Below are 21,460 nucleotides of genomic sequence, written 5' to 3'. Positions count from 1 at the left end.
AACCCACGTAGTCAGCTTGGAAGGCTGAAGTTCTACCATTGAACTACACCCGCATTATAGATGGCGGTCTGGACGGGACTCGAACCCGCGACCTCCGCCGTGACAGGGCGGCATTCTAACCAACTGAACTACCAGACCAATTTATAGTTTGCAATTATGGCGGAGACAGAGGGATTTGAACCCTCGCGCCAGTTTCCCGACCTACACCCTTAGCAGGGGCGCCTCTTCAGCCTCTTGAGTATGTCTCCAACTCGTTGCTTAAATATAATAGCATAACCTGCATTTCATTGCAAGTACTTTTTATCAACTTCTTTTATAGATTGATAATATCCAATCCAACTCAGAGCTTTATTCTCAGTAAAGGCTTTCTTATTGCTTTTTTATAATAGCATATAGATATTTATTATGTCAATTAGGAATTATAAAATTCTTTCTTTAATGTAATATATCTGTGAATAAGTTTTTTTAAGTAAGACAATAAAAAAAATCCACTGTATAAGCGGATTAGCTGTCTAAATGGTCTCCCCTCACGGGCTCGAACCGTGGACCCTCTGATTAAGAGTCAGATGCTCTGCCAACTGAGCTAAGGAGAGACAACACAATGATAATACTATATTTAACGAAAAAAATCAATATAAATTGACCATTAATGTGTTAAGAATTTTTAAAATATGATATGATAGAGAAAATCGAGAGGTGAACATCATGAGTTCTTTAAAAGACTTTGAACATTATAAAGCAATCGTCATAACGATGGATGATTTAATTTTCAACTTAAATGAATTACGTTATGATTTTTCTTTGCTTTTATATCCCAAAACATTTCTTCATTTTTCATATCAGGAATATACTCGCCGTTTAGGAACAGTTAAATCGATGTATTCATTCGTTCAAGAAGAAATAGCGACTTTAATGAATCGTAAGATCGAAAACTTTGTATATGATGAAAAAAACCTACATAATATCAGATTAAAAGAAAGCGCTGATGCTTTATTGAGCTTTGCCAAAAGCAAACAGCTTAAAGTCATCGTTTTAACAACACATGATGCGACGAATGCAAAACAATTGCTGCATTACCGTCACTTAACTCAGGATATCGATCAAGTCATTAGTTTGAGTGATGTATGTGATGATGTCCCCTCTGTAAAATTATTTTATGCTTTAAAAGAATCCTATCATATTGAATTAGAAGAAATGGTGGTTATATCATCTTTAACCAGTATCTTTAAGTGTCTTCAATATTCTCCTATTGATATGATCTATGTTCCGGATAACGATAAATCTTATTTCGATGCTTCACTTTCCTTTAATGGAGTAATGAACACCCTTTTTGATGTTTTGCAGTATGTTTTATTTGGCAAGTATACTTCTGCTGATATTTATAAAGATTTTTTAGGCTATGATGAGAATATGGATGAGAAGCAAAAAGCATCACGCTATGCCTATCTTAAGATGAAATATGAAAATCAGCCGGAAATATTACCGATCGTTGAGGAGGTTTTTTCTACTTCCAATAAAGTAGAAGTAGGATCAATGACAAAAGAATTTCATCAGGCTTTCAGTGATATTGAAAAGAAATTATTTAAGGTTGAATCAGAAATTAAGGCAGATGCTTCGTCTACTTTGCTTTCCTTTGAAAAGATTAGAGAACGGAACACTTTGCCTATAGAAGAAAAGGTACCGGAAAAAATTAAAGAGTCGGAACTAATTCCACAAGAGGAAAAAGAATCAGAAAACACTATCGAAGCTATTCCTGAAGATAAACTGATATTCGATCAAACACAGGAATTCAGTTTAGACGAATTAGATCGCACAATGGAATTATCTCCGATAAATGAATCGATGGATATTCCTAAGAATGATAAAATACAGGAAATTTTTGATGAACTGGAAGAAAGAGAAACGCTCAAAGAATCTGCTGCTGTTCCTAAAGAAACATCAAAGGAGCCTGTTGTTACTAATGAAGAATCAGAAGAGCTTCCGATTGCTGCAGAAACAGAACCGTTTATTGAAGAAGAAAAACTCCGTGTGCTGGATGTCTTTTTAAGTGGAATACTGAATTTACTGACATCAATTATGATTGTCAGCATTGGTGGACTCATCTATATGTGCTTTTACGATATGGTAGAAGATAATGCCATCTTAAGGGCGTTATTTGATATCTTCCTGGTTGGCTTTGTTAATATCTGTACGGCAATTTATGAGTTTATTGTTCAGCCGTTTCCAGCTTTATCGATTTATAATGCAACGAGTGTATCTCCCATGTTTTTGCAATTTATTATTATCATTTTTATGGTGTTCTTTATATCCAGTCTATATAAGATTATTGGGTATTTCTGGCATCGTCATGAATATTTTGAAGAGTGATATGAGCTAAATATCACTTTTTTGATAGAGAAAGGAGACTATCATGAGAAAATGCTTACGTTGTCAAAGTGATATGATTGAGGGATTTGATTTTAAAATTGAAGGAGCAAGCTATGGCATTACTTTGGCAGAAAATAAAAAAATATTTGCCAAAAGATTAGGAAAACCTAAAGCGGCAGTGTGTCCCAACTGTGGAGAAATCTCAATTTATTTAGAAAACACTAAGCAAATAAAAAAGGCGCTTTAAATTAAGCGTCTTTCTTGCCATAACGGTTATAAGCATACATGATCGCAATAATTGTTTTCGCATCAAGGATTTCCATTGCCATAACAGCTTCATAGGCTTCTTGGATATCCATCATGCAGACATCAATAAATTCATCTTCATCACAAGACAGCGGGTGTTCCGCTTTTTTTAGTTCATTCGCTTCATAAAGATAAAGTACTTCAGTACAATATCCCGGTGTAGGCAGGGCTTTTGAAAATAAAGTTAAAGACTCTGCATGATAGCCGGTTTCTTCCTCTATTTCACGCATTCCGGTTAAATAAGGATCTTCCCCCAATTCAATTTTTCCAGCCGGTATTTCCAATGTTTCTGCTTGCTGCGCATAACGATATTGCTTGACTAATAAGATTTTCCCCTCGATGATGGCTAGGATACCTACTCCACCATGGTGTCTTACGATTTCACGATAGCCGATCTGATGGTTAGGAAGCTCTACTTCGTCTAATTCTACTTTAATGATCTTCCCATCATAAATTGGCGTTGATTTAATCTTCTTTTCCATTTTTATCACCCGTTTTTAATTGTATCACACTTTTTTTGATTATCTATCCAATCTAGGATATTTTGATTAAAACCATAAATTTTTAATAGCTTAATCGCATTCATTGTGTGACTTGGACCCGGTTTTAAAAGATAATCAAAATAGATAGAATCCTCTTTGATTGTTTCTTCAAAATGATATTGTTTAAAATTAGGCTGGGCAGTTAGTTCAATATCGTGGGTTGCAATTATACTAAGTGACTCTCTCTGACTTAAATAATGGCAGACGGCACTGGAAGATAGTAAACGTTCATACGTGTTAGTTCCTCTTAGGATTTCGTCAACTAAACAAAAGCAGTAGGTATGATCGGCAAAATCAAGCAAACGCTTTAGGGATTTGATTTCGGCAATAAAATAACTTTCTCCTTCCAGCAGATGATCCTGTATTGCCATTGAAGATACAATCAAACAAGGCTTCATTTCAAAAGCCTGAGCAGTAGCTGTATGAATCGTTTGAGCTAAGATCATATTCACTGCAACAGCTTTTAAGAATGTAGATTTTCCAGAAGCATTGCTGCCGGTAAGCATGATCGGTCCATCCATCGTTAAAGAATTGGCAATGCCGTTAGGAAGCAGCGGGTGACAGCCCTCTGTCATGATCAATTGAGAGGATTCGATAAATTTCGGCAGACAATAATGCTGATCTAAAGAGTGACGATAAGCCGCAACCGCAATACATAATTCAATTTCTCCAAGTGTTTCATACAATGCCATATATTCATGAGGGTGCTCGGTTAACTGCTTTTGAATTTTGAAGAAACAGCGAGCCTCTTTTAAGGTAAAGTAACGAAATAAACTCAACATTGCCCGGAGATCGGAATCTTTTATTTTAGTTACCCCTTCAAAAGAACGGATAAACGGACTCCAAAACTGTACCATCTTTTGCATCACAGGATAGAAAAATAATGATGAATCGATATAAGGCAATATTTTCTTAGCTTGGATGATCATCATTCCGCCGCTGGATAATAGATAGTCAAGCTTAGAAATATATATATTAGCATATAGATATAATACAACATTGACGCAAAGTGCAGCGAATACTAAAGCAATGCATAAATTAGGATTAAAAGGAATAAAAATCAGCATCAGGATCGGAAGATAGGCAAATAAATGAAATAATGGTTTTCCTTTGATTTGAATGCCTTCAACACGCTGCGGCAGGTCTTCAACGAACATATCCTCACTTTTTCCCAGTAGATAAAGCAGATACTGAATTTCAGTACGTTCTTTTGAATGTGTACTAAAGTAGGTGATGGCAGCTTCACGATCTAATAATGTTTTTTGATCTTTTAATTGATGACAGGCAGCGTAAAGGTAAGATTCACCGATCATACTTTGGGTATAATTTAATGTATCTGTCATTTTGTCTAAATCCAGATCATTCCATGTCTGATGGTCGATGGTACGATAAGGATTCTGCTTTAAAGTCTTATAATAATGATGAAAGCATGGCATTAACGGTTCTTTTAAGCCATCCTCATAGTTTTGCTTTAATTCGTTTTTAATTCGTTTTGGATAATTGAGATCATGGATAACAGCGATGATGGTGGCAATAACCACGAAAACAAGAATAACGATTAGTGACATAAAAATTCCCCCTTGTCTAGCCTGATTGTACAGGTCCTCCTAAGGGGGAAGTCAAGTTATTTCATGAATTTTTCCTTCATTTCCAATAAAAACAGCTTAATCGTGTAGTAAAGCTTATCACTTAAAAGAAAAAGACTAAAAAAATACATCATAAAATAGAAATCATCGTTTTTTAGTCCAAAGTGACTGACAAGTCCTGCTGATAGGCTGATAAGTAAAAGGCATATCCCGATTTGCTGATGATTCAAGGCTTGGTTCGTTATATCTTCATCCTTCATGTTGCGGTCCTCTTGGATTTGTTCTAACAATTCATCGATGATTTCCTGTGGTTCTGCTTTTTCTACTTGAACTTGGTCAAGATCAGCTTCAATATCTGCTGAATCCTGAGACTTCAGTAATTCTTCAGTTTGATTCAAATAAAAAAGATTAGTTTGTAAATCATAAAGCTGTCGATTAATTTTCTTTTTCTTTTCATTAAATAAATCAAATTGATGATCTTTCATGAGATGGGTAATTTCTTCAATTGAAAAATCAAGCTGTCTTAAAAGCAGAATTGTTTTTATTTGAAAGATATCCTCTTCATTATAATCACGGTACCCAGAAGGCAGACGAGTAGGGGAAAGCAGTTTCTTGTTTTCATAGTATTCCAGTGCCTTTTTGGTAATTCCGGTTAATTTCATCACTTGTTTTGCCTGCATCGTGTTCCCCTTTCTTTCATATGACTCTTAAAAAGTATTATAAGGTGTCTGTCAAAAAAGAATCAAGATAATAAATCATAAAAAAGAATGATTTAAGGAATATATAAGAAATATTGAACATATAATGATTATTAGCAGAAAGGAGAGCTTATGAAAAAGACCGCGTTGCAAGTGCTTGAAGATTATTTCCAAAAAGCCTTTGAAGACGGGAAAAATGTGTATGTTGAAATAACTTTGCCTCAATTTACGGAAAGTGAGTTTATTATTAATAAAAATAAAAGCATCTTAGAAAAATTAAACTACTATAAAGAAAACTTTACCGATGAATTAATCAATAAAACAAATAGTGAAGTCGAAATCATTGCATTTGGTACCATTAATCCCGCAAATATGCCTAAAGGGCTGGAAATATAAAAAGGATCTATTAATCCATTTAATAGACCTTTTATTTTTTACATTGAATACGGTATTTTTCCATCATTTCCTTAAAAATATCTGCACTTGTTGGCGGCGTATAGGTGATGGCATTAGCACCAGCCTCAATGACATCCATAATTGTCTCCTCACTAGGACCACCGGTTGCGATAATCGGAAAATAAGGATCGATCTTTCGCAGCGCCTGTACAATTTTTACTGTGTTTTTACCACCGGAAACATTGATGATGTTTGCTCCGCTGTGAAGCATTCTTTCTTCAAGGTTTTCATCCAGCGAAACGATCGTTAAAACAATCGGGATATCCACATGTCCTTGCAATTCCTGAACAAATTCAGTTTTCGTCGGTGCATTCAAGACAACAGCTAAGGCACCATGCAGTTCGGCATCCAAAGCAATCTCTTTGACACGCGGTCCGGCTGTAGTACCGCCGCCGACTCCTACTAGAACAGGTCCTTGTGCTACATCAATAATCGCGTTGGTAATTTGTAAAGTTGGAGTAAAAGGGTATACTGCAATGATAGCATCTGCATCACAATTTGAAATAAGCGCGACATCTGTTGAAAACAATAACGATTTAATCCGTTTTCCATTAATCAGAATACCAGTTGCTTTACGTATACAGGGAGGAACTGCAACTAAATGAGTTCTTAAAGATGAAACGATCTTCGGCATTTCTTTATTCATAAACTTACCTCCTTTTCTATATTTTAGCATATCCTTGTGAAAATCGAATGAACAAAATAAAAAAACTACCCAGGAATAGGTAGTATTACAGAAAATCGTTGCCGTTAGGATAAGTGATCTCATGATGATGATCCCATTCGTTATATAATTCCGCTAGCTTATCATCCGGCATTCTCTCTATTTCAGAACGGTTTTCAAAAAAATCGTTGCTAAGTTCGTTAATCAATGTATTGCGGTCTATTTTCTTTTCTAACATGTTATCCACCTCAGGTTTATTATGGAATCAAAATAGAAAACCATTCTTGAAAGTATATTATTTATGCTTGTTAATATACTAATTAAAAATAAAAAAAACATTATTTTATGGCTGAAATTGGTAATCAAAAGATGAAATTCGTAGTCTATGTGCGTTTATTTGACAAATTTCTCCATATCGGTCTGATAAATTGACATGGGGTGAATCATATGGAAAGAAAATGTCATTGCGGAAAAATCATTAAAAGCATTAACTGTTATGAAAATAAGAAAGATGGTTTTAAAGCGTATCATTATTTTTGTGTGCATTGTCAGTCAAACTTTACAGTGCTAGTTTATGATAATCATCAAGTCAAAGTATTTAAAGGTTTTATTGGCTAAGCTTATACGATTTAAGAGGGATTAGTTTATAAAAAAGAAAACGTCCGGGGGGGACGTTTTCAGTCTCTATTATATTCACGTAAGGGTGATAATAGGGGGTATGTGTAAGTGAATGCGCTTCACTTAACGATTACATTATAGCATATCCGGTAAAAATGTAAAGGGTTTCAAAACAAAAAATAGATTTTATTAAAATGCCAATTTTTTATAATTTCGACTAAATTAGTAGGTTTATTCTTAGATAGAAGTATGCTATACTTGGGCTGGTGATAAAATGAAAAAAGTAATAATCGACATGAATAATACTAATCAGCGAATAGATAAATTTTTAGTGAAGTATCTGCCTTTGGCACCTAAAAGCTTTATCTATAAGATGATTCGGAAAAAAGATGTCAAAGTGAATGGCAGCAAGGTAAATGAAAACTATATACTGCAGTTAAAAGATGAAGTCAGTCTTTTTTTATATGAAGATTTATTTATGCAGTTTGCCGGGAAGAAAGAAATTTATGAGCTTCCGCAAACCTTTAGTGTGCTGTACGAGGATGATCAGATCTTAGTGGTGAATAAGCCTGCAGGACTATTGGTTCACGAAGATCAGAATGAAGAAGTACATACTTTAAGCAATGAAGTGCTAAGTTATCTAAAGCGCAAAGGAGAATATCTTGACAGTGTTGAAAATACCTTTACACCCGGACCGGTTCATCGTTTAGACCGTAATACCAGTGGAATCGTTATTTTTGGAAAAACCTTGCCGGCATTGCAAAATCTTAATGAGATGATGAAGCAGCGTCATTGTATTGATAAAAAATATTTAACGATCGTTGCCGGAAGAATAGATGGCGACAAAGAGTTGATTGATTATGTAAAAAAGAATGAGACATTGGGAAGAATGTATCTTGTTTCACCAAAAGATCCGGAAGGATTAAAGATGCATACCTTGATTCATCCGGTGCGCTTCAATGCTGCCTATACATTGCTGGAAGTTAAAATTGTAACCGGGCGAACGCATCAGATCCGTATCCATTTGGCGAGTATTGATCATCCGGTGATCGGAGACAGTAAATATGGGAATTATGAATTAAACAAGAAAATCAAAAAACAGTATCGCTTATCTCATCAGTTCCTGCACGCCTATGAGATTACGTTTACTAAACCCTTAGGTAAGTTAGCTTATTTAAAGGATAAGACAATCACTTGTCCGCTGCCGGAAAAGTTAGATAGAATCAAACGGGAAATCTTTAATTAGGGTATTCATTAATCTTAAATTATTGTATAATAAAAACAGAACGTTAAGGAGGAAAAAAGATGAGATATTTTATCGGAGTAGATTTGGGAGGAACTAACGTACGTTCATTATTGGTAGATGAAAAAGGGACAATCATTGCCGAAGTTAAAGACGTGACAGAAAGTGAAAAAGGACCTGACTATGTTACTCAGAAAATCATTAAGCAGATTGAATCGATCGATTATACAGGAATTGGCGGATTCGAACATGTAGATGGAATCGGAATCGGGGTGCCGGGACCGGTAGACACAGTGAATAAATACATGGTGATGGCAACTAATTTACATGATTTTGCGAAATATCCAATTTGTGATAAGTTAGAAGCTTATTTTTCAAAACCGACTTTTATTGATAATGATGCCAATGTTGCGGGGCTGGCGGAAGCTATTGTTGGAGCTGGACGTTTAAAGGCAACCGTATTTTACATTACTATTTCAACAGGAATCGGTGGTGCGTTCATCGTTGATGGTAAGTTAGTATCAGGAAATCGTGGACATGCCGGAGAAATCGGAAATATTATCGTGAAATCAAATGGTGAAAAGATTAACCATTTAAATGCTGGAGCGGTTGAAAATGAAGCGAGTGGAACAGCGATTGTTCGTAAAGCACGTAAGATTTTTGGCGAAGAAGCTATTAAACATGCGGGAAATGTGTTTGAACTCTCGGCTAACGGAGATAAGGATGCCATTGCCATTAAGGAAGATTTCTTAGATTGCATTACTACAATGATGGCAAACATTGCACATACTGTAGATCCTCACTGCTTTGTTATCGGTGGCGGAGTTATGAAATCAAAAGATTACTTTATTGATGAGTTAAATAAAATGTTTAACAGTAAAATTCATGAAGGAATGCGTGGCTATACACCAATCTACAGTGTAGAAATCGATGACTGCGGTGCCATCGGGGCTGCAATGCTGCCAATGTCACAGTTACAATAAAGGACGTAAGTCCTTTTTTTAGTGATTTGTCTTAAAATGAGGTATAATAGATTAAGAGTTGCAAAAAAGAAGAAATATGGTAAACTGCTTTATTAAGGAGGGATAGGATGAAAGAAAGAGTAATTGTTGGTTTAAGCGGTGGTGTCGACTCCGCAGTCAGTGCTTATCTATTGAAAAAACAAGGCTATGATGTGATCGGTGTCTTTATGAAAAACTGGGACAGTCAATTAAATAATGATGTGTTGGGAAATCCCGATAATGATGCTCCTTATTGTCCGCAGGAAGAAGATTTTAAAGATGCCAAAAAAGTGGCGGACACACTGGGAATCGAAATTCATCGCGTTGATTTTATTAAAGAATATTGGGATCATGTTTTTACTTATTTTATTGATGAATATAAAAAAGGAAGAACACCGAATCCGGATATCTTATGTAATAAGCATATTAAATTTAAAGCTTTTTTAGATTATGCGAAAACATTGGGAGCAGATTATATTGCGACCGGACATTATGCACGTGTAGAACATCATCCCAATGGGGAATCGATCATGCTTAAAGGCTTAGACCATAATAAAGATCAGACTTACTTTCTTTGTCAGCTATCTCAGGAACAGTTAAAAACCACTTTGTTTCCATTAGGGGAACTAGAAAAACCGGAAGTTAGAAGAATTGCTCATGAAATCAATTTGCCGGTAGCTGATAAAAAAGACAGCACAGGCATTTGCTTCATTGGTGAACGTGATTTCCGTGAGTTTTTGAAAAACTATATTCCGGCTAAAGATGGTCAGATGGTGGATATTGAAACCGGGAAGGCAGTAGGAACGCATCAAGGGATTATGTATTATACAATCGGTCAAAGAAAAGGACTGAATATTGGCGGACCGGGAGAAGCTTGGTTTGTTGTGGGGAAAAATTATGATGAGAATGTCTTGTATGTCTGTCAGTCAGATCAAAATAAATGGCTGTTATCTACCGGAGCATTAATACATGATGTGAATTGGATTTCCAATACAAAGCCTGTTGGAAAATTAGAATGTCAGGCAAAATTCCGTTATCGTCAGCCGGATAATCCGGTCGTAATAGAATTTATTGATGAAACAACATTGCAGGTAGAATTTATAAAACCGGTTAAAGCAGTGACTCCGGGACAGGCGGCAGTCTTTTATTTAGGAGATGTATGTTTAGGCGGCGGAACAATCGATAAAGTATATAAAGATGGTAAGGAACTGTCATATTTATAATGGATCAATACGTTGGAACGATTGTTCAGGTACGTTTTTATAGTGACCAATCCCGCTTTATCGTGGCTGTGATCGATGATGATGAACTAGAAAAGCCATTACTGATTACCGGATTAATGAACGAGCCGAAGGAAAATCAGCGTTATCGCTTTTTCGGAGACTTTGTTATTCATCCTAAATATGGCAAACAGTTTAAATTCAGTCATTATGAAGAAGTATTGGCGAATGATTATGAAGAAATCATTCGCTATTTATCTAGTCCGCTGTTCAAAGGAATCGGTAAGATTCAAGCTACCTATATTGTGGATGCCTTAGGCGAAAATGCCTTGGAAATGATTAAGGAGGACAGTGATGTCCTCAATAATATAAAAGGAATGACCTTGTCTAAAAAACAAACCATTTGTGAAATATTAAATACCCAGAGCTATGACAGTGAAGTGATGCAGTTTTTAATGAGTCACGGCATCAGCATGGCGATGATTGATAAAGTGTTAATCACCTATAAAGAGGAAGCGATGAAAATCATCAATGAGTATCCTTATCAGCTAATAGACGATATTGAAGGCATTCAATTTAAATCGGTCGATCAGCTGGCTTTGGCAATTGGTGTGGAACGTCAAGATGAAAGAAGAATTAAGGCATTAGTATATCATTTAATTAAAGATTGGTGTTATCAAAGCGGAAATACATATGTAGAAGAAGCTAATTTGTTGAATCGACTGCAGAAATTTGACTATTCAATCGAATTGATTTCTTATCAGCAGGCGATATCGGAAATGGTTGAAGAAGGAAAATTATATCGCCATGGTGAAAAGCTGATGGTTGACCTATATGAAGATGCAGAGAAAAGTATCGCTGAACATCTTTTGACTTTTATCGGTATGGAGGCACATCGCTTTGAACAAACTAAGATTGATGAGCAAATCCAAGTCGTTGAAGAAAGAGATCATATCGTTTTTGATGATTCTCAAAGAGAAGCGATGGCTTTGTTTTTAGAATCCCCGTTAATGATTCTTACCGGCGGACCGGGAACCGGAAAAACAACGATCGTGAAAGCTGCGATTGATGTTTTTTCGAGAATGAATAAGGATTGCCCGATTTCATTGGTAGCACCAACCGGCAGAGCTGCTAAGCGATTAAGCGAATTGACAGGATTAGAATCACAAACAATTCATCGTTTATTAAAGTGGGATATTCAAAAAAATGAATTTATGCATGATGCACAGCATCCATTGGAAACGTCTCTTCTTATTATTGACGAGTTTTCCATGGTCGATACTGTCCTCTTTGCCAGATTACTGGAAGCCTGCAGTAAAGTAGAAAAAATTCTGATTATTGGGGATCATGAACAACTTCCATCTGTGTCACCTGGTAATGTTCTTCGTGATTTGCTGATGATTGAAACGATTCCGACGATTCGGCTAAACAAGATTTATCGTCAAAAAGAATCTTCTGGAATCGTAAAGATGGCACATGAAATTCGTAATGATGAAATGCATTCATTTGATCTGTTTGATGATTATAAAGATATCCATTTTATGGATTGTGCGAATGTACAGGTACTAAGCTTTACTAAAAAAATAGTTGAAAAAGCACTTTCCGAAGGCTACAGCAACAGTGAAATTCAAGTGCTGGCGCCGATGTATCAGGGTGTTGCCGGCATTGATGCTTTAAATGAAATGCTTCAGGATGTGATGAATCCAAAAAGTGAGTTCCATCAAGAGATTCGCGTAGGACAACGTGTTTTTCGTGAGGGTGATAAGATTTTGCAGTTAAAAAACAGAGTCGATGATAATGTCTTCAATGGCGATATCGGAACATTAGCGGAAATTCGCTTTAAAGACAATGTCGAGACACTAAGTGATACAATCGTTGTTGATTTTGATGGAATCTTCGTTGAATATCCGGCAAATGATTTTAATTCGATTACTTTGGCTTACTGTATGAGCATTCATAAAGCACAAGGAAGCGAATTTAAAATTGTTATTTTGCCAATCTTAAATGACTATTATGTGATGCTTCAAAAAAAGCTGCTTTATACTGGTATTACCCGTGCTAAACAATCTTTGTTCCTGCTAGGACAAAGACAAGCATTTGCACGTGGGATCACGACACAAAAAACAAAAGAACGATGTACCTATTTAAAAGAAAGATTTAATGAAGAAAAGGGAATGTCACCGTATGATTTCATGGATTAGTGCCACAATAATTTAGAGGTGATTGTATGTCTAAAGTCGCAGCCGTTGCGTGTGGTATGGCGCTTGCAGCCGGTTTATATGCATTGATGATGGATCCTAAAGAGAAGAAAGCAATGATGGAAAAAGCCGAAAAACTATATGAAGATATGGTTGACGCCATGTAAAAACAAGAGTTCGCTCTTGTTTTTTGGTATATGTTATAAAGTCAAAAGATCGACTATTTGACATTTCATTGTAGATATCATATAATTTAAGCAATTATATTATTAAAGGAGATGGATTTAATTTGGACCCGGAACAATCGATGCAGATAGTAATTTTTATTGTCTGCCTAGTGTTATCAGCTTTTTTCAGTGCTTCTGAATCAGCACTGCTATCAGTAAATAAAATAAGGATGAGAACTCTGGCAGAAGACGGCGATAAACGTGCTAAAACAGTAGAAAAGCTATTGTCAAACACGAATGCGCTATTAAGTACAATTCTTGTAGGAAACAACTTAGTCAACATTTTAGCGACTTCCCTTACCACTTCAATCGCAATTGCGATATTTGGAAACAGCGGAATTGGAATCGCTACGGCAGTTGTAACGATTTTAATCTTGATTTTCTCGGAAATCACCCCAAAATCTTTATCTACTAAATATGCTGACTCATTTTCTCTAAGAATAGGTAAAATTATTACTTGGCTGATCGTTTTATTTAAACCGGTCGTGATCATATTAAATTTTATTTCAGGGATGATTATCAAGCTTTTTGGTGGAAATATTGAAGAAGCACCCGCAATTACTGAAGAAGATTTAAAAACTTTCGTGACAGTCGGGCATGAAGCTGGTGTATTGGAAACAGAAGAAAAAGAAATGATTCACAACGTATTTGAATTTGGTGATACTGAAATTCGTGAAATCATGACACCACGCATTAATGTCATTTCAGTAGCGGAAGATGTCACTTATGATGAACTGATCGAAACATATAAAAAAGAACAATTTTCACGTATCTTAGTACACAGTCAGTCATTTGACGAAATATTAGGTGTATTAAATATGAAAGATTTATTATTTATAGATTTCGATAAGGAAGATTTTTCAATTAAAGACTATATGCGTGAAGCATATATGGTTTATGAGTTCAATCACATTTCAGATGTTTTTGCAGCAATGCGTAAAGAAAGAGTGTCGCTGGCAGTTGTATTAGATGAATATGGGGTTATGAGCGGATTAGTGACATTTGAGGATATTGTGGAAGAAATTGTCGGAAATATTGATGATGAATATGATGAAGAGGAAGAATTGATCAAGCAGATCGATGATAAATCTTATTATGTAGATGGCGCTATGAGTTTTAATGAAATCAATGATGAAATTGGAACACATTTTGAATCGGAGGAATTTGAATCGATCGGTGGAATGGTATTGGGAGCCTGCAACGGCGCACCGGAATTGCATCATCAGCTAGTGATTGATGATGTTTTGATCGAGGTAGAAAAAATTCATAAAAATCGTATATCGCTATTGAAATTAACAATTATGGATCCGATTGAGGAAACGGGAGAAGAAGAGTAGCCTTACTCTTTTTTCTTCTTTTATATAGGGGGAATGAAAGTGGAGAGCAGAATTGCAAAAGATTGGCAGGAACATCATCCTGCAAAGGTAATACGTATAAAAGTATTTATGGAAGAACAGGGCTTTACCCAAGAATTTGATGAGATTGATCCGATCGCTTATCACGCTGTTATTTTTGATAATGATCAGCCTGTGGCATGTGGGCGCCTTTATCAAAAAGAAGGGACAACGGATACTTATCTTTTAGGACGAATTGCTGTTTTAAAAGAATATCGAAAACAACATCTTGGAGCTAAAATATTAGAATTGCTTGAAAATAAAATAAAAGATTTAAATGGTAAAAAAGCAGAATTATCAGCTCAGATCAGTGCAGTGGGATTTTATGAAAAAAGCGGTTATCATAAACAAGGTGATGTGTACTTTGATGAATATTGCCAGCATATAAAAATGATTAAGTATTTATAAAGAAAGTGATAGAATTATCACTTTTTTTGCATATTTTCTGTAATTTCACTATACTATTATAAAAAGGAGTGAACGCGATGAAAAAAGAAGAACAGATTATTAAAAACGCATTGAAGCTAACAAAAGAAACAGATGATCATCTTTCCAGCTATGCGACTAAAAACAGTGACTGCATCAAAGTCAAAGAGAGTATTTCAAAGCCGGGTGAATTTGATATTCGCTGGCCGTTTGAAGAAGATATTGATCGCGTTTTATATTGTAAATCTTATCAGCGCTATGTAGATAAAACTCAGGCTCTTTCATTTTTTAGGAGTGCACATATATCCAAGCGTTCGATTCATGTTCAGTGGGTAAGCCGTATTGCCAGACAAATTGGTCGCGGATTGAATCTTAATTTGGATTTGATTGAAGCGATTGCTTTAGGTCATGACTTAGGTCATGCACCGTATGGGCATGTCGGTGAAATGGCGTTGAATCAGAAATTAAAAGACAGTGGCTTTGGCTATTTTTGCCATAATGCTAACAGTGTCCGCAACATTTTGTTTATCGAGCGTAATGGTATCGGATATAATGTTTCCTTACAGGTATTGGATGGTATTTTGTGTCACAATGGCGAGATGCTGTCACAAAAATATGTTCCCGATAAAGAAAAGACCATTGCTCAGTTTTGGCAGGAATATGAGGACTGCTGGAAAAAAGAAGGTACCAGTTTAAGAATCCGACCAATGACCTTAGAAGGATGCGTTGTTCGTGTATCAGATGTTATCTCTTACATTGGAAAAGATATTGAAGACGCTATAAAAGTCGGCTTAATTACTATTGATGATTTGCCGGAGCATGTCGTTAAAGTATTAGGCGTGGATAATAAATCCATGATTAACCGTCTGATCGGTGATTTAGTGATTCACAGCTACAATAAGCCTTATTTAAGCTTTTCATCGGAAGTTTTTCAGGCATTAAAGGAGCTGTTGAACTTCTTATCATTACGTGTTCATCATCATCCTGTCTTAGTTAAAGAAAACAGTAAATTAGTTCGTATGATCAAAGAATTGTATGATGTTTATTATGATGATCTGATGACACCTAAATCAAAAACAACCGGTATTTGGCGTTACAAGGAAAAAATGACGCCGGCTTATCAAAAAAATGCTCCTGAACTGATCGTTTGTGATTATTTATCGGCGATGACCGATTCTTATGTATTGAGTGAATATGAGCGTATTTTCTTACCCATTGTTCATGATGAAATGATCTGACACCCAGAAAGCTGGGTGTTTTATTTTGACAATAACAGTAAGTTAGTTGCCTCTTCAACTAAAAAAATGCTATGATGTTCGTATTAGGAGGGATTTGGATGATTTACGATATCACCACATTACAAAAAGCCATTGAAACTCTAGCGGGAATGTTTCAGGTGGATGAAAGCCGTATTATCAATACGGGAAAGGAAAAACAAATTGCCGATGTTGATTTGTTTTTAAAAGAGATAGAGGGCTCTTTACAAGATTTTGATATCGATGATTTGAAAATCGTGGGGATTCATAGTACAACAAATAACGACCAATGCGCTTCAATTAAACGTACGGGTCTCATCAATATGAAACAGGCTTTGTCATGTGATTCAAGTTTGAATGAATATCTGCACAGCAATGGGATATACATAGATATCTATACAAAGAAGCTGACTTATCAAAATAAAAGCTATAATTTAGTTGATCAGGGAAATTCAAAGCTCCATTATAAAATCTTTGGAGATTATCAGCTGGACTGCTTTTTGACATTAAGAGAAAATCGCCCTTATGACGGTGCCTTAAGAGCAAGACCGAAGGTATTGAGTGAAATTGAAAAGTATGTCGGATTGAAAGGACTGCACCAAGGCTGGATTGATCAATCTACTCCATATATGATTAAATTCATTGATCGTGCCTCTAATTTCAATCCTTACAGTTTCAGTGCCGACGGTTCAGAAGTAGGAATGAAAACAGCTTTGGTTTATTATGCTTTAATGGTTATTTCTTCGCATCAGCAGATTGATGTGCAAATCGATTTAGCGAGTGAATATCAAGTTACACCGGAACATATTTTAGAAATAATTCCGATCTGTGAACAAAAGGAGCAATTATGTATATAAAAAATTTAGAATTGAAAAATGGACTGCCTAAGATCTGTGTCCCTTTAATCGCAAAAGATAAAGAGGAACTGCAAAGTGAGTTGAATGCTTTAAAGGATGTCTATTACGATCTGATTGAATGGCGAATCGACCATTATGAAAAAGTAGAAGAAGAATCAGAACTTCTGGCAGCATTGGAACTGATTCGAAAACAAGTGCCGGACTGTATTCTATTGGTAACATTTCGTACAATTTATGAAGGCGGTAATAAAATTACAGAAAGATATTTTGATATTTATCGTTCACTGCTTGAAAGTCAGCAGATCGATTTGATTGATGTTGAATTTTCTCGCGGTGATGAACTATTCACTCGAATTTTGAAACTTGCTCATCAGCATCATGTCGGTGTCATTGCTTCTTATCATGATTTTTCCCAAACACCAAGTAAAAAAGAAATGATGGCATGTTTTGAAAAAATGAAAACTTTGCGTGCAGATATTTTTAAATTAGCGGTGATGCCTAAAAACATTGAAGATGTATTGGCATTATTGGAAATTACATATAAAGCCAATGAGCGATTTACTCAGCCGATTATCACGATGTCGATGTCAAAGTTAGGCTTTGTTACACGTGCCGTCGGTGAGCTATTTGGCAGTGCCGTAACATTTGGCAGCGGACAGCAGGCATCAGCGCCAGGACAAATCTCAGCCAACCAGCTTCACCAATTGCTAGAGTTAATGCACGAAGGGTTATAAAAACTACAGAAGTTCATTTAGAACGTCCTGTAGTTTTTTTATTTCTATCGCTAAAGCTTCATCCTCTAATTTATTACGTACATGATTCATCTCTTCATAAGGCACCCACCAGACCGGACCGGGAATCGGGGTATCTTGAGAGCGTCTTGGAAATAAATGCCAATGCAGATGGGAATCTCCATTCCCCAGACATTCATAATTTATTTTTTCGGCATTAAACGCAATTTTGACAGCTTTTGCAACCATCGTCATTTCCTCCATAAAGGTCTTTCTGAAATTCTCTTCTAAATCAAAGAGCTCAGTGACATGCTGTTTACATAGAAAAAGCGTATACCCTTTAAAATACTGGCTGTCTCCTAATACAACATATCCGGTTTTTAATTCTTTTACGAAGTAACGATTTTGATTTTTCTTTATTTGCTCAATTCTTTTACATATCAAACAATCCATATTCATACCTCCTAAGCTAAGGATAACAGGTGACGTAAGGAAACTGTCAAGAGGGATTGACAAATCATTATATATGTAATATATTACTTAATAGAAAGGTAATGTGTTACATAATGAAAACTATGAAAAAACGATTAAAGATTATTGGATTTATTATATTCATGATCATCATTGTATTTGGTGGTATCTTTTTTAAAGAAAAGAGGGATGTTGCACGGTTAAAGAATGAGCAGGTCATACATGTAAAGGATGGTCATTACATTGGTGAGGCGGAGACTTTGCTGATTAAAGCAAAGGTTGAAGTGACGATCCTCAATGAAAAAATAACGGATATTCAAATTCTTGAGCATGATCATGGTCTTGGAAAACAAGCGGAAACGATTACAGAAGAGATGATAAAGGAAAATACTTGGGACGTGGATACAATCAGCGGTGCCACTTTATCAAGTGAAGTTATCAAGCATGCTGTTAATCAGGCATTGTGGGAGGGAGAAAAATAATGGATAGAGAAAAATTGTTAGAAGGAATGGAAAGCAGAAAAGCTTTGTTTGGATTGTTTTTTTGTTTTGATAATCGTCTTCAGCAGGCGGGAGATCAGTTTTATGAGGAAATCACATGTAAACAATTCTTTTTACTAATCTGCTTATCGCTGTTTAAAGAGGGAGCTCCTACAATTAATGACTTATCTGAAATCATGGGGAGTTCTCATCAAAACGTTAAACAGATTGCATTAAAGCTGGAAAAGAATGGCTTTATTAAAACGATGAACGATCCGCAGGATAAGCGAAAAATAAGAATCGTTCCAACACAGAAGATTCAGGACTTAGGAGCAAAATATTATGAACAAGAAGAGGCATTCATGGCAGCCTTATATGATGGCTTGAATGATGAGGAGATTGAAAGAACATATAAAACTATGAGCAAGATCGAACAGAATCTGATTAAAATAAAAGGAGAACATCAATGAAAACAATCATTGTCTATTCAAGCAAGACCGGTTTCACCTTAAAATATGCGAAAAAATTAAGTGAAGAGTTAAACTGTGAACTAATCCATGTTTAAGATATAAAAAAGAGAACTTGGAGTAAAGATGAAAGAGTGATCTATGGAGGAAGCCTAAAAGCAGGGGTAATTCGTGATCTTAGTTACTTTAATAAAACGGCGAAAGTAAATCCGCAACAATTGATTGTCTTTGCCTGTGGATTAACTTCAAGAGACGATCTGGTAAAGATTCAAGAGATAAAGAAAGCCAACCATTTAGAGAGTATTCCTTTTTACTATTTCCCCGGAGGTGTTGATTACAGTCAGTTAGGCTTTGCAAGTAAAAGCCTTTTGAAAATGATTTGCAAATCTATAAGAAAAGATCCTCAGGGAGATCAGATGATGGCTGCTCGTTTGGAAAAGTCAGGAGATTATACAGATCTTAATCTTTTAAAAGAAATGATTCAACAGATAAATAATAAATAAATATTTAATGAAATAAATAGTGAATAATGCGCTGGAAAATATATTTGTAACCTAAAGCTAACTGATAGCTGTCTTTACTTTACCTATTGAATTCACTAAATTTTTGGTGTAAACTCTTAGAAGTTGGGTTAAGAGGAGGTTAAGATATGGTTAAAGATATGACAGAAGGCAAACCGATAAAATTAATTTTAGCGTTTTGTTTGCCGTTAGTAGCAGGGAATATTTTCCAACAGCTATACAACATGGTAGATAGTATTGTGGTAGGTAAGTTTGTTGGTGTAAATGCCTTAGCAGCAGTAGGAGCAACAGGTTCCATTAACTTTTTAGTTTTAGGGTTTGCTTTAGGACTATGCAGTGGATTTGGAATTCCTATCTCTCAAAGCTTTGGGGCTCAGGATGAAGTTGGGGTTAGAAAATTTGTGATAAACTCTATTTATTTATGTTTGATCGCAACGATTGTTTTAACGACACTGACAATGATTTTTACACCGTCATTATTGATACTGATGAATACACCGGCTGATATTTATCAGGATTCTTATACATATATTTCCATTATGTTCATGGGAATTGTAGCGACTATTTACTATAATATGCTTTCAAGTATATTAAGAGCATTGGGAGATAGTAAAACACCATTACTTTTCTTAGCGATTGCTTCTATATTAAATGTTATTTTGGACTTAGTATTTGTAATTAACTTTAAAATGGGGGTAGCCGGGGTTGCTTGGGCAACTCTGGTGGCACAAGCCGTATCCGCTATTTTATGTGCGATTTTTATGATCAAGCGTTTTCCTATTTTAAAGTTTAAAAAAGAAGAATATCGTTTCGATATGACTTGCTGTAAAAGGCTGTTGTCCATCGGTGTACCGATGGCATTGCAGTTCTCTATTACTGCCATTGGTTCGGTTATGATTCAGACCGCTGTTAATGGATTGGGATCTGCCCGTGTTGCCGCTGTTACTGCCGCTAACAAGATTCAGATGATGGTAACTCAGCCAATGGATACATTGGGAATCACAATGGCAACTTACTGCGGACAAAACCTAGGGGCAAAGAAGATCGATCGTATCGAAAAAGGCTTAAAAGTAAGCTTCGCTTTATCTTTTGGTTACTGCATTATTGCTTGTATATTTATGTGGGGATTTGGAACCTTTATTGCCCAGTTGTTTATCGATGCTTCAGAAACTGCAATCATGGCAGATGTCTCATTATTCTTAAGAATGAATAGTATTTTATTCTTCTTATTGGGAGCTTTATTCATTATGCGTAACTCTTTACAAGGATTGGGCTATTCAGCGTTGACGATGTTAGCCGGAGTAGCAGAATTGATCGGACGTGCTATCGTTGCCTTTGTTTTTGTTGGAATATTCGGTTATACGGCAATATGCTTTGCCAACCAGTTTGCTTGGTTACTTGCAGATATTATTTTACTTGCAACCTTTATTATAAAAATGAAACAGCTGCGGCTATCTGCTGTCAATCAAACATTGTAGTTAAAAAAACTTGGGATTTGCCTATTGGGGTTTTCCAAGTTTTTTATTTTAACATCTGCTGAATGTACCATGTTTTTATGATAACTTCATACATGTAACAAAGCAAACCATCTTAGAGAAGATAAGCGAACTGCGGTGTCTCTTCTATCTGCAGGATGAATCCATATAAATTTTTTACTTTAAGATAAAATCTGTTTGATTATTTTATATTATTAAATTTAAAATGAAAAACAACATAATACGCATTATGTTGT

General features: G+C 35.7%; 24 protein-coding genes and 3 tRNA genes. 18 read left to right on the top strand and 9 right to left on the bottom strand.

Annotated elements, in window-relative coordinates; translation table 11 throughout:
• Positions 1 to 61 precede the first annotated feature (61 nt).
• The 3 genes from ACLRVU_RS15155 to ACLRVU_RS15145 form a co-directional block, all read right to left on the bottom strand.
• A tRNA-Asp gene (locus tag ACLRVU_RS15155) sits at positions 62 to 138 on the bottom strand.
• A 19-nt stretch (positions 139 to 157) separates the two neighbouring features.
• Positions 158 to 248, bottom strand: a tRNA-Ser gene (locus ACLRVU_RS15150).
• 269 nt (positions 249 to 517) lie between these two features.
• A tRNA-Lys gene (locus ACLRVU_RS15145) sits at positions 518 to 593 on the bottom strand.
• Positions 594 to 705: 112 nt separating this feature from the next.
• Between ACLRVU_RS15145 and ACLRVU_RS15140 the strand changes: the two genes are divergently transcribed.
• Positions 706 to 2,367 carry a hypothetical protein gene (locus ACLRVU_RS15140; protein ID WP_412892342.1) on the top strand — a complete coding sequence of 554 codons (1,662 nt, stop codon included), beginning with the start codon at positions 706 to 708 and terminating at the stop codon, positions 2,365 to 2,367.
• Positions 2,368 to 2,410: 43 nt separating this feature from the next.
• A complete protein-coding gene (locus tag ACLRVU_RS15135; protein WP_412892341.1) occupies positions 2,411 to 2,614 on the top strand; it encodes a nucleic acid-binding protein in 204 nt (67 codons plus the stop codon).
• 1 nt (position 2,615) lies between these two features.
• Here the strand turns inward: ACLRVU_RS15135 and ACLRVU_RS15130 are convergent, their stop codons facing one another.
• The 3 genes from ACLRVU_RS15130 to ACLRVU_RS15120 are packed head-to-tail and all read right to left on the bottom strand — an operon-like array spanning position 2,616 to position 5,481.
• A complete protein-coding gene (locus ACLRVU_RS15130; RefSeq protein WP_412892340.1) occupies positions 2,616 to 3,155 on the bottom strand; it encodes an NUDIX hydrolase in 540 nt (179 codons plus the stop codon).
• 5 nt (positions 3,156 to 3,160) lie between these two features.
• Entirely contained in the window at positions 3,161 to 4,783 is a 1,623-nt protein-coding gene (locus tag ACLRVU_RS15125; protein ID WP_412892339.1) for a MutS-related protein, read from the bottom strand.
• Between the two features lie 56 nt (positions 4,784 to 4,839).
• On the bottom strand, positions 4,840 to 5,481 hold the full coding sequence (locus tag ACLRVU_RS15120) for a MerR family transcriptional regulator (protein ID WP_412892338.1): 642 nt from the start codon (positions 5,479 to 5,481) through the stop codon (positions 4,840 to 4,842).
• Positions 5,482 to 5,631: 150 nt separating this feature from the next.
• Here ACLRVU_RS15120 and ACLRVU_RS15115 point away from each other — a divergent pair, with 150 nt between their 5' ends.
• Entirely contained in the window at positions 5,632 to 5,895 is a 264-nt protein-coding gene (locus ACLRVU_RS15115; protein ID WP_041138197.1) for a hypothetical protein, read from the top strand.
• 31 nt (positions 5,896 to 5,926) lie between these two features.
• On the opposite strand, the gene ACLRVU_RS15110 is transcribed toward ACLRVU_RS15115, so the two are convergent.
• Both ACLRVU_RS15110 and ACLRVU_RS15105 read right to left on the bottom strand, forming a co-directional pair.
• Positions 5,927 to 6,601, bottom strand: coding sequence for a hydrolase (locus ACLRVU_RS15110; protein ID WP_147551770.1), 675 nt, complete (start codon positions 6,599 to 6,601; stop codon positions 5,927 to 5,929).
• An 85-nt stretch (positions 6,602 to 6,686) separates the two neighbouring features.
• A complete protein-coding gene (locus ACLRVU_RS15105) occupies positions 6,687 to 6,857 on the bottom strand; it encodes a hypothetical protein (protein ID WP_156133042.1) in 171 nt (56 codons plus the stop codon).
• 209 nt (positions 6,858 to 7,066) lie between these two features.
• On the opposite strand from ACLRVU_RS15105, the gene ACLRVU_RS15100 reads away from it, so the two are divergent.
• The 11 genes from ACLRVU_RS15100 to aroD all read left to right on the top strand — a co-directional run bounded on the left by ACLRVU_RS15100 (position 7,067) and on the right by aroD (position 17,793).
• Entirely contained in the window at positions 7,067 to 7,237 is a 171-nt protein-coding gene (locus tag ACLRVU_RS15100) for a hypothetical protein (protein WP_412892337.1), read from the top strand.
• 274 nt (positions 7,238 to 7,511) lie between these two features.
• A complete protein-coding gene (locus tag ACLRVU_RS15095) occupies positions 7,512 to 8,483 on the top strand; it encodes an RluA family pseudouridine synthase (RefSeq protein ID WP_412892336.1) in 972 nt (323 codons plus the stop codon).
• Between the two features lie 59 nt (positions 8,484 to 8,542).
• On the top strand, positions 8,543 to 9,463 hold the full coding sequence (locus ACLRVU_RS15090) for an ROK family protein (RefSeq protein ID WP_412892335.1): 921 nt from the start codon (positions 8,543 to 8,545) through the stop codon (positions 9,461 to 9,463).
• A 107-nt stretch (positions 9,464 to 9,570) separates the two neighbouring features.
• Positions 9,571 to 10,704, top strand: a complete 1,134-nt coding sequence (gene mnmA / locus ACLRVU_RS15085; RefSeq protein ID WP_412892334.1) for a tRNA 2-thiouridine(34) synthase MnmA — start codon at positions 9,571 to 9,573, stop codon at positions 10,702 to 10,704.
• A complete protein-coding gene (locus ACLRVU_RS15080) occupies positions 10,704 to 12,902 on the top strand; it encodes an ATP-dependent RecD-like DNA helicase (protein WP_412892333.1) in 2,199 nt (732 codons plus the stop codon). Before mnmA ends, ACLRVU_RS15080 begins: the two co-directional genes overlap by 1 nt.
• A gap of 26 nt (positions 12,903 to 12,928) precedes the next feature.
• Positions 12,929 to 13,066 carry a hypothetical protein gene (locus tag ACLRVU_RS15075; protein WP_412096571.1) on the top strand — a complete coding sequence of 46 codons (138 nt, stop codon included), beginning with the start codon at positions 12,929 to 12,931 and terminating at the stop codon, positions 13,064 to 13,066.
• A 140-nt stretch (positions 13,067 to 13,206) separates the two neighbouring features.
• A complete protein-coding gene (locus ACLRVU_RS15070) occupies positions 13,207 to 14,463 on the top strand; it encodes an HlyC/CorC family transporter (protein ID WP_412892332.1) in 1,257 nt (418 codons plus the stop codon).
• Positions 14,464 to 14,502: 39 nt separating this feature from the next.
• Positions 14,503 to 14,928, top strand: coding sequence for a GNAT family N-acetyltransferase (locus ACLRVU_RS15065; RefSeq protein WP_412892331.1), 426 nt, complete (start codon positions 14,503 to 14,505; stop codon positions 14,926 to 14,928).
• Between the two features lie 77 nt (positions 14,929 to 15,005).
• Entirely contained in the window at positions 15,006 to 16,184 is a 1,179-nt protein-coding gene (locus tag ACLRVU_RS15060) for a deoxyguanosinetriphosphate triphosphohydrolase family protein (RefSeq protein ID WP_412892330.1), read from the top strand.
• Positions 16,185 to 16,282: 98 nt separating this feature from the next.
• Positions 16,283 to 17,059: a hypothetical protein gene (locus ACLRVU_RS15055; protein ID WP_412892329.1), complete on the top strand. Its 777-nt coding sequence runs from the start codon at positions 16,283 to 16,285 to the stop codon at positions 17,057 to 17,059.
• On the top strand, positions 17,050 to 17,793 hold the full coding sequence (aroD, locus tag ACLRVU_RS15050) for a type I 3-dehydroquinate dehydratase (RefSeq protein WP_412892328.1): 744 nt from the start codon (positions 17,050 to 17,052) through the stop codon (positions 17,791 to 17,793). The genes ACLRVU_RS15055 and aroD overlap by 10 nt, the downstream gene beginning before the upstream one ends.
• Positions 17,794 to 17,796: 3 nt before the next feature.
• Here the strand turns inward: aroD and ACLRVU_RS15045 are convergent, their stop codons facing one another.
• A complete protein-coding gene (locus ACLRVU_RS15045; RefSeq protein ID WP_412892327.1) occupies positions 17,797 to 18,243 on the bottom strand; it encodes an HIT family protein in 447 nt (148 codons plus the stop codon).
• A gap of 113 nt (positions 18,244 to 18,356) precedes the next feature.
• On the opposite strand from ACLRVU_RS15045, the gene ACLRVU_RS15040 reads away from it, so the two are divergent.
• From ACLRVU_RS15040 to ACLRVU_RS15025, 4 genes are all read left to right on the top strand, one after another.
• A complete protein-coding gene (locus ACLRVU_RS15040) occupies positions 18,357 to 18,743 on the top strand; it encodes an FMN-binding protein (protein WP_412892326.1) in 387 nt (128 codons plus the stop codon).
• Positions 18,743 to 19,210, top strand: a complete 468-nt coding sequence (locus tag ACLRVU_RS15035) for a MarR family winged helix-turn-helix transcriptional regulator (protein ID WP_412892325.1) — start codon at positions 18,743 to 18,745, stop codon at positions 19,208 to 19,210. The genes ACLRVU_RS15040 and ACLRVU_RS15035 overlap by 1 nt, the downstream gene beginning before the upstream one ends.
• A 98-nt stretch (positions 19,211 to 19,308) precedes the next feature.
• Entirely contained in the window at positions 19,309 to 19,710 is a 402-nt protein-coding gene (locus tag ACLRVU_RS15030) for a flavodoxin domain-containing protein (protein ID WP_412892343.1), read from the top strand.
• 146 nt (positions 19,711 to 19,856) lie between these two features.
• Positions 19,857 to 21,206, top strand: a complete 1,350-nt coding sequence (locus ACLRVU_RS15025; protein ID WP_412892324.1) for an MATE family efflux transporter — start codon at positions 19,857 to 19,859, stop codon at positions 21,204 to 21,206.
• Positions 21,207 to 21,460: the final 254 nt, after the last annotated feature.

The organism is Beduini sp., assembly GCF_047239305.1.
Lineage (GTDB): Bacteria > Bacillota_I > Bacilli_A > Erysipelotrichales > Coprobacillaceae > Beduini.
This window is presented reverse-complemented; position numbering and strand designations above follow the sequence as displayed.

Excerpts from the sequence above, each read along its gene's own strand:
- ACLRVU_RS15140 (WP_412892342.1), top strand. The coding sequence starts at position 706 with ATGAGTTCTTTAAAAGACTTTGAACATTATAAAGCAATCGTCATAACG.
- ACLRVU_RS15135 (WP_412892341.1), top strand. The coding sequence starts at position 2,411 with ATGAGAAAATGCTTACGTTGTCAAAGTGATATGATTGAGGGATTTGAT.
- ACLRVU_RS15130 (WP_412892340.1), bottom strand. The coding sequence starts at position 3,155 with ATGGAAAAGAAGATTAAATCAACGCCAATTTATGATGGGAAGATCATT.
- ACLRVU_RS15125 (WP_412892339.1), bottom strand. The coding sequence starts at position 4,783 with ATGTCACTAATCGTTATTCTTGTTTTCGTGGTTATTGCCACCATCATC.
- ACLRVU_RS15120 (WP_412892338.1), bottom strand. The coding sequence starts at position 5,481 with ATGCAGGCAAAACAAGTGATGAAATTAACCGGAATTACCAAAAAGGCA.
- ACLRVU_RS15115 (WP_041138197.1), top strand. The coding sequence starts at position 5,632 with ATGAAAAAGACCGCGTTGCAAGTGCTTGAAGATTATTTCCAAAAAGCC.
- ACLRVU_RS15110 (WP_147551770.1), bottom strand. The coding sequence starts at position 6,601 with ATGAATAAAGAAATGCCGAAGATCGTTTCATCTTTAAGAACTCATTTA.
- ACLRVU_RS15105 (WP_156133042.1), bottom strand. The coding sequence starts at position 6,857 with ATGTTAGAAAAGAAAATAGACCGCAATACATTGATTAACGAACTTAGC.
- ACLRVU_RS15100 (WP_412892337.1), top strand. The coding sequence starts at position 7,067 with ATGGAAAGAAAATGTCATTGCGGAAAAATCATTAAAAGCATTAACTGT.
- ACLRVU_RS15095 (WP_412892336.1), top strand. The coding sequence starts at position 7,512 with ATGAAAAAAGTAATAATCGACATGAATAATACTAATCAGCGAATAGAT.
- ACLRVU_RS15090 (WP_412892335.1), top strand. The coding sequence starts at position 8,543 with ATGAGATATTTTATCGGAGTAGATTTGGGAGGAACTAACGTACGTTCA.
- mnmA (WP_412892334.1), top strand. The coding sequence starts at position 9,571 with ATGAAAGAAAGAGTAATTGTTGGTTTAAGCGGTGGTGTCGACTCCGCA.
- ACLRVU_RS15080 (WP_412892333.1), top strand. The coding sequence starts at position 10,704 with ATGGATCAATACGTTGGAACGATTGTTCAGGTACGTTTTTATAGTGAC.
- ACLRVU_RS15075 (WP_412096571.1), top strand. The coding sequence starts at position 12,929 with ATGTCTAAAGTCGCAGCCGTTGCGTGTGGTATGGCGCTTGCAGCCGGT.
- ACLRVU_RS15070 (WP_412892332.1), top strand. The coding sequence starts at position 13,207 with ATGCAGATAGTAATTTTTATTGTCTGCCTAGTGTTATCAGCTTTTTTC.
- ACLRVU_RS15060 (WP_412892330.1), top strand. The coding sequence starts at position 15,006 with ATGAAAAAAGAAGAACAGATTATTAAAAACGCATTGAAGCTAACAAAA.
- ACLRVU_RS15055 (WP_412892329.1), top strand. The coding sequence starts at position 16,283 with ATGATTTACGATATCACCACATTACAAAAAGCCATTGAAACTCTAGCG.
- aroD (WP_412892328.1), top strand. The coding sequence starts at position 17,050 with ATGTATATAAAAAATTTAGAATTGAAAAATGGACTGCCTAAGATCTGT.
- ACLRVU_RS15045 (WP_412892327.1), bottom strand. The coding sequence starts at position 18,243 with ATGGATTGTTTGATATGTAAAAGAATTGAGCAAATAAAGAAAAATCAA.
- ACLRVU_RS15040 (WP_412892326.1), top strand. The coding sequence starts at position 18,357 with ATGAAAACTATGAAAAAACGATTAAAGATTATTGGATTTATTATATTC.
- ACLRVU_RS15035 (WP_412892325.1), top strand. The coding sequence starts at position 18,743 with ATGGATAGAGAAAAATTGTTAGAAGGAATGGAAAGCAGAAAAGCTTTG.
- ACLRVU_RS15025 (WP_412892324.1), top strand. The coding sequence starts at position 19,857 with ATGGTTAAAGATATGACAGAAGGCAAACCGATAAAATTAATTTTAGCG.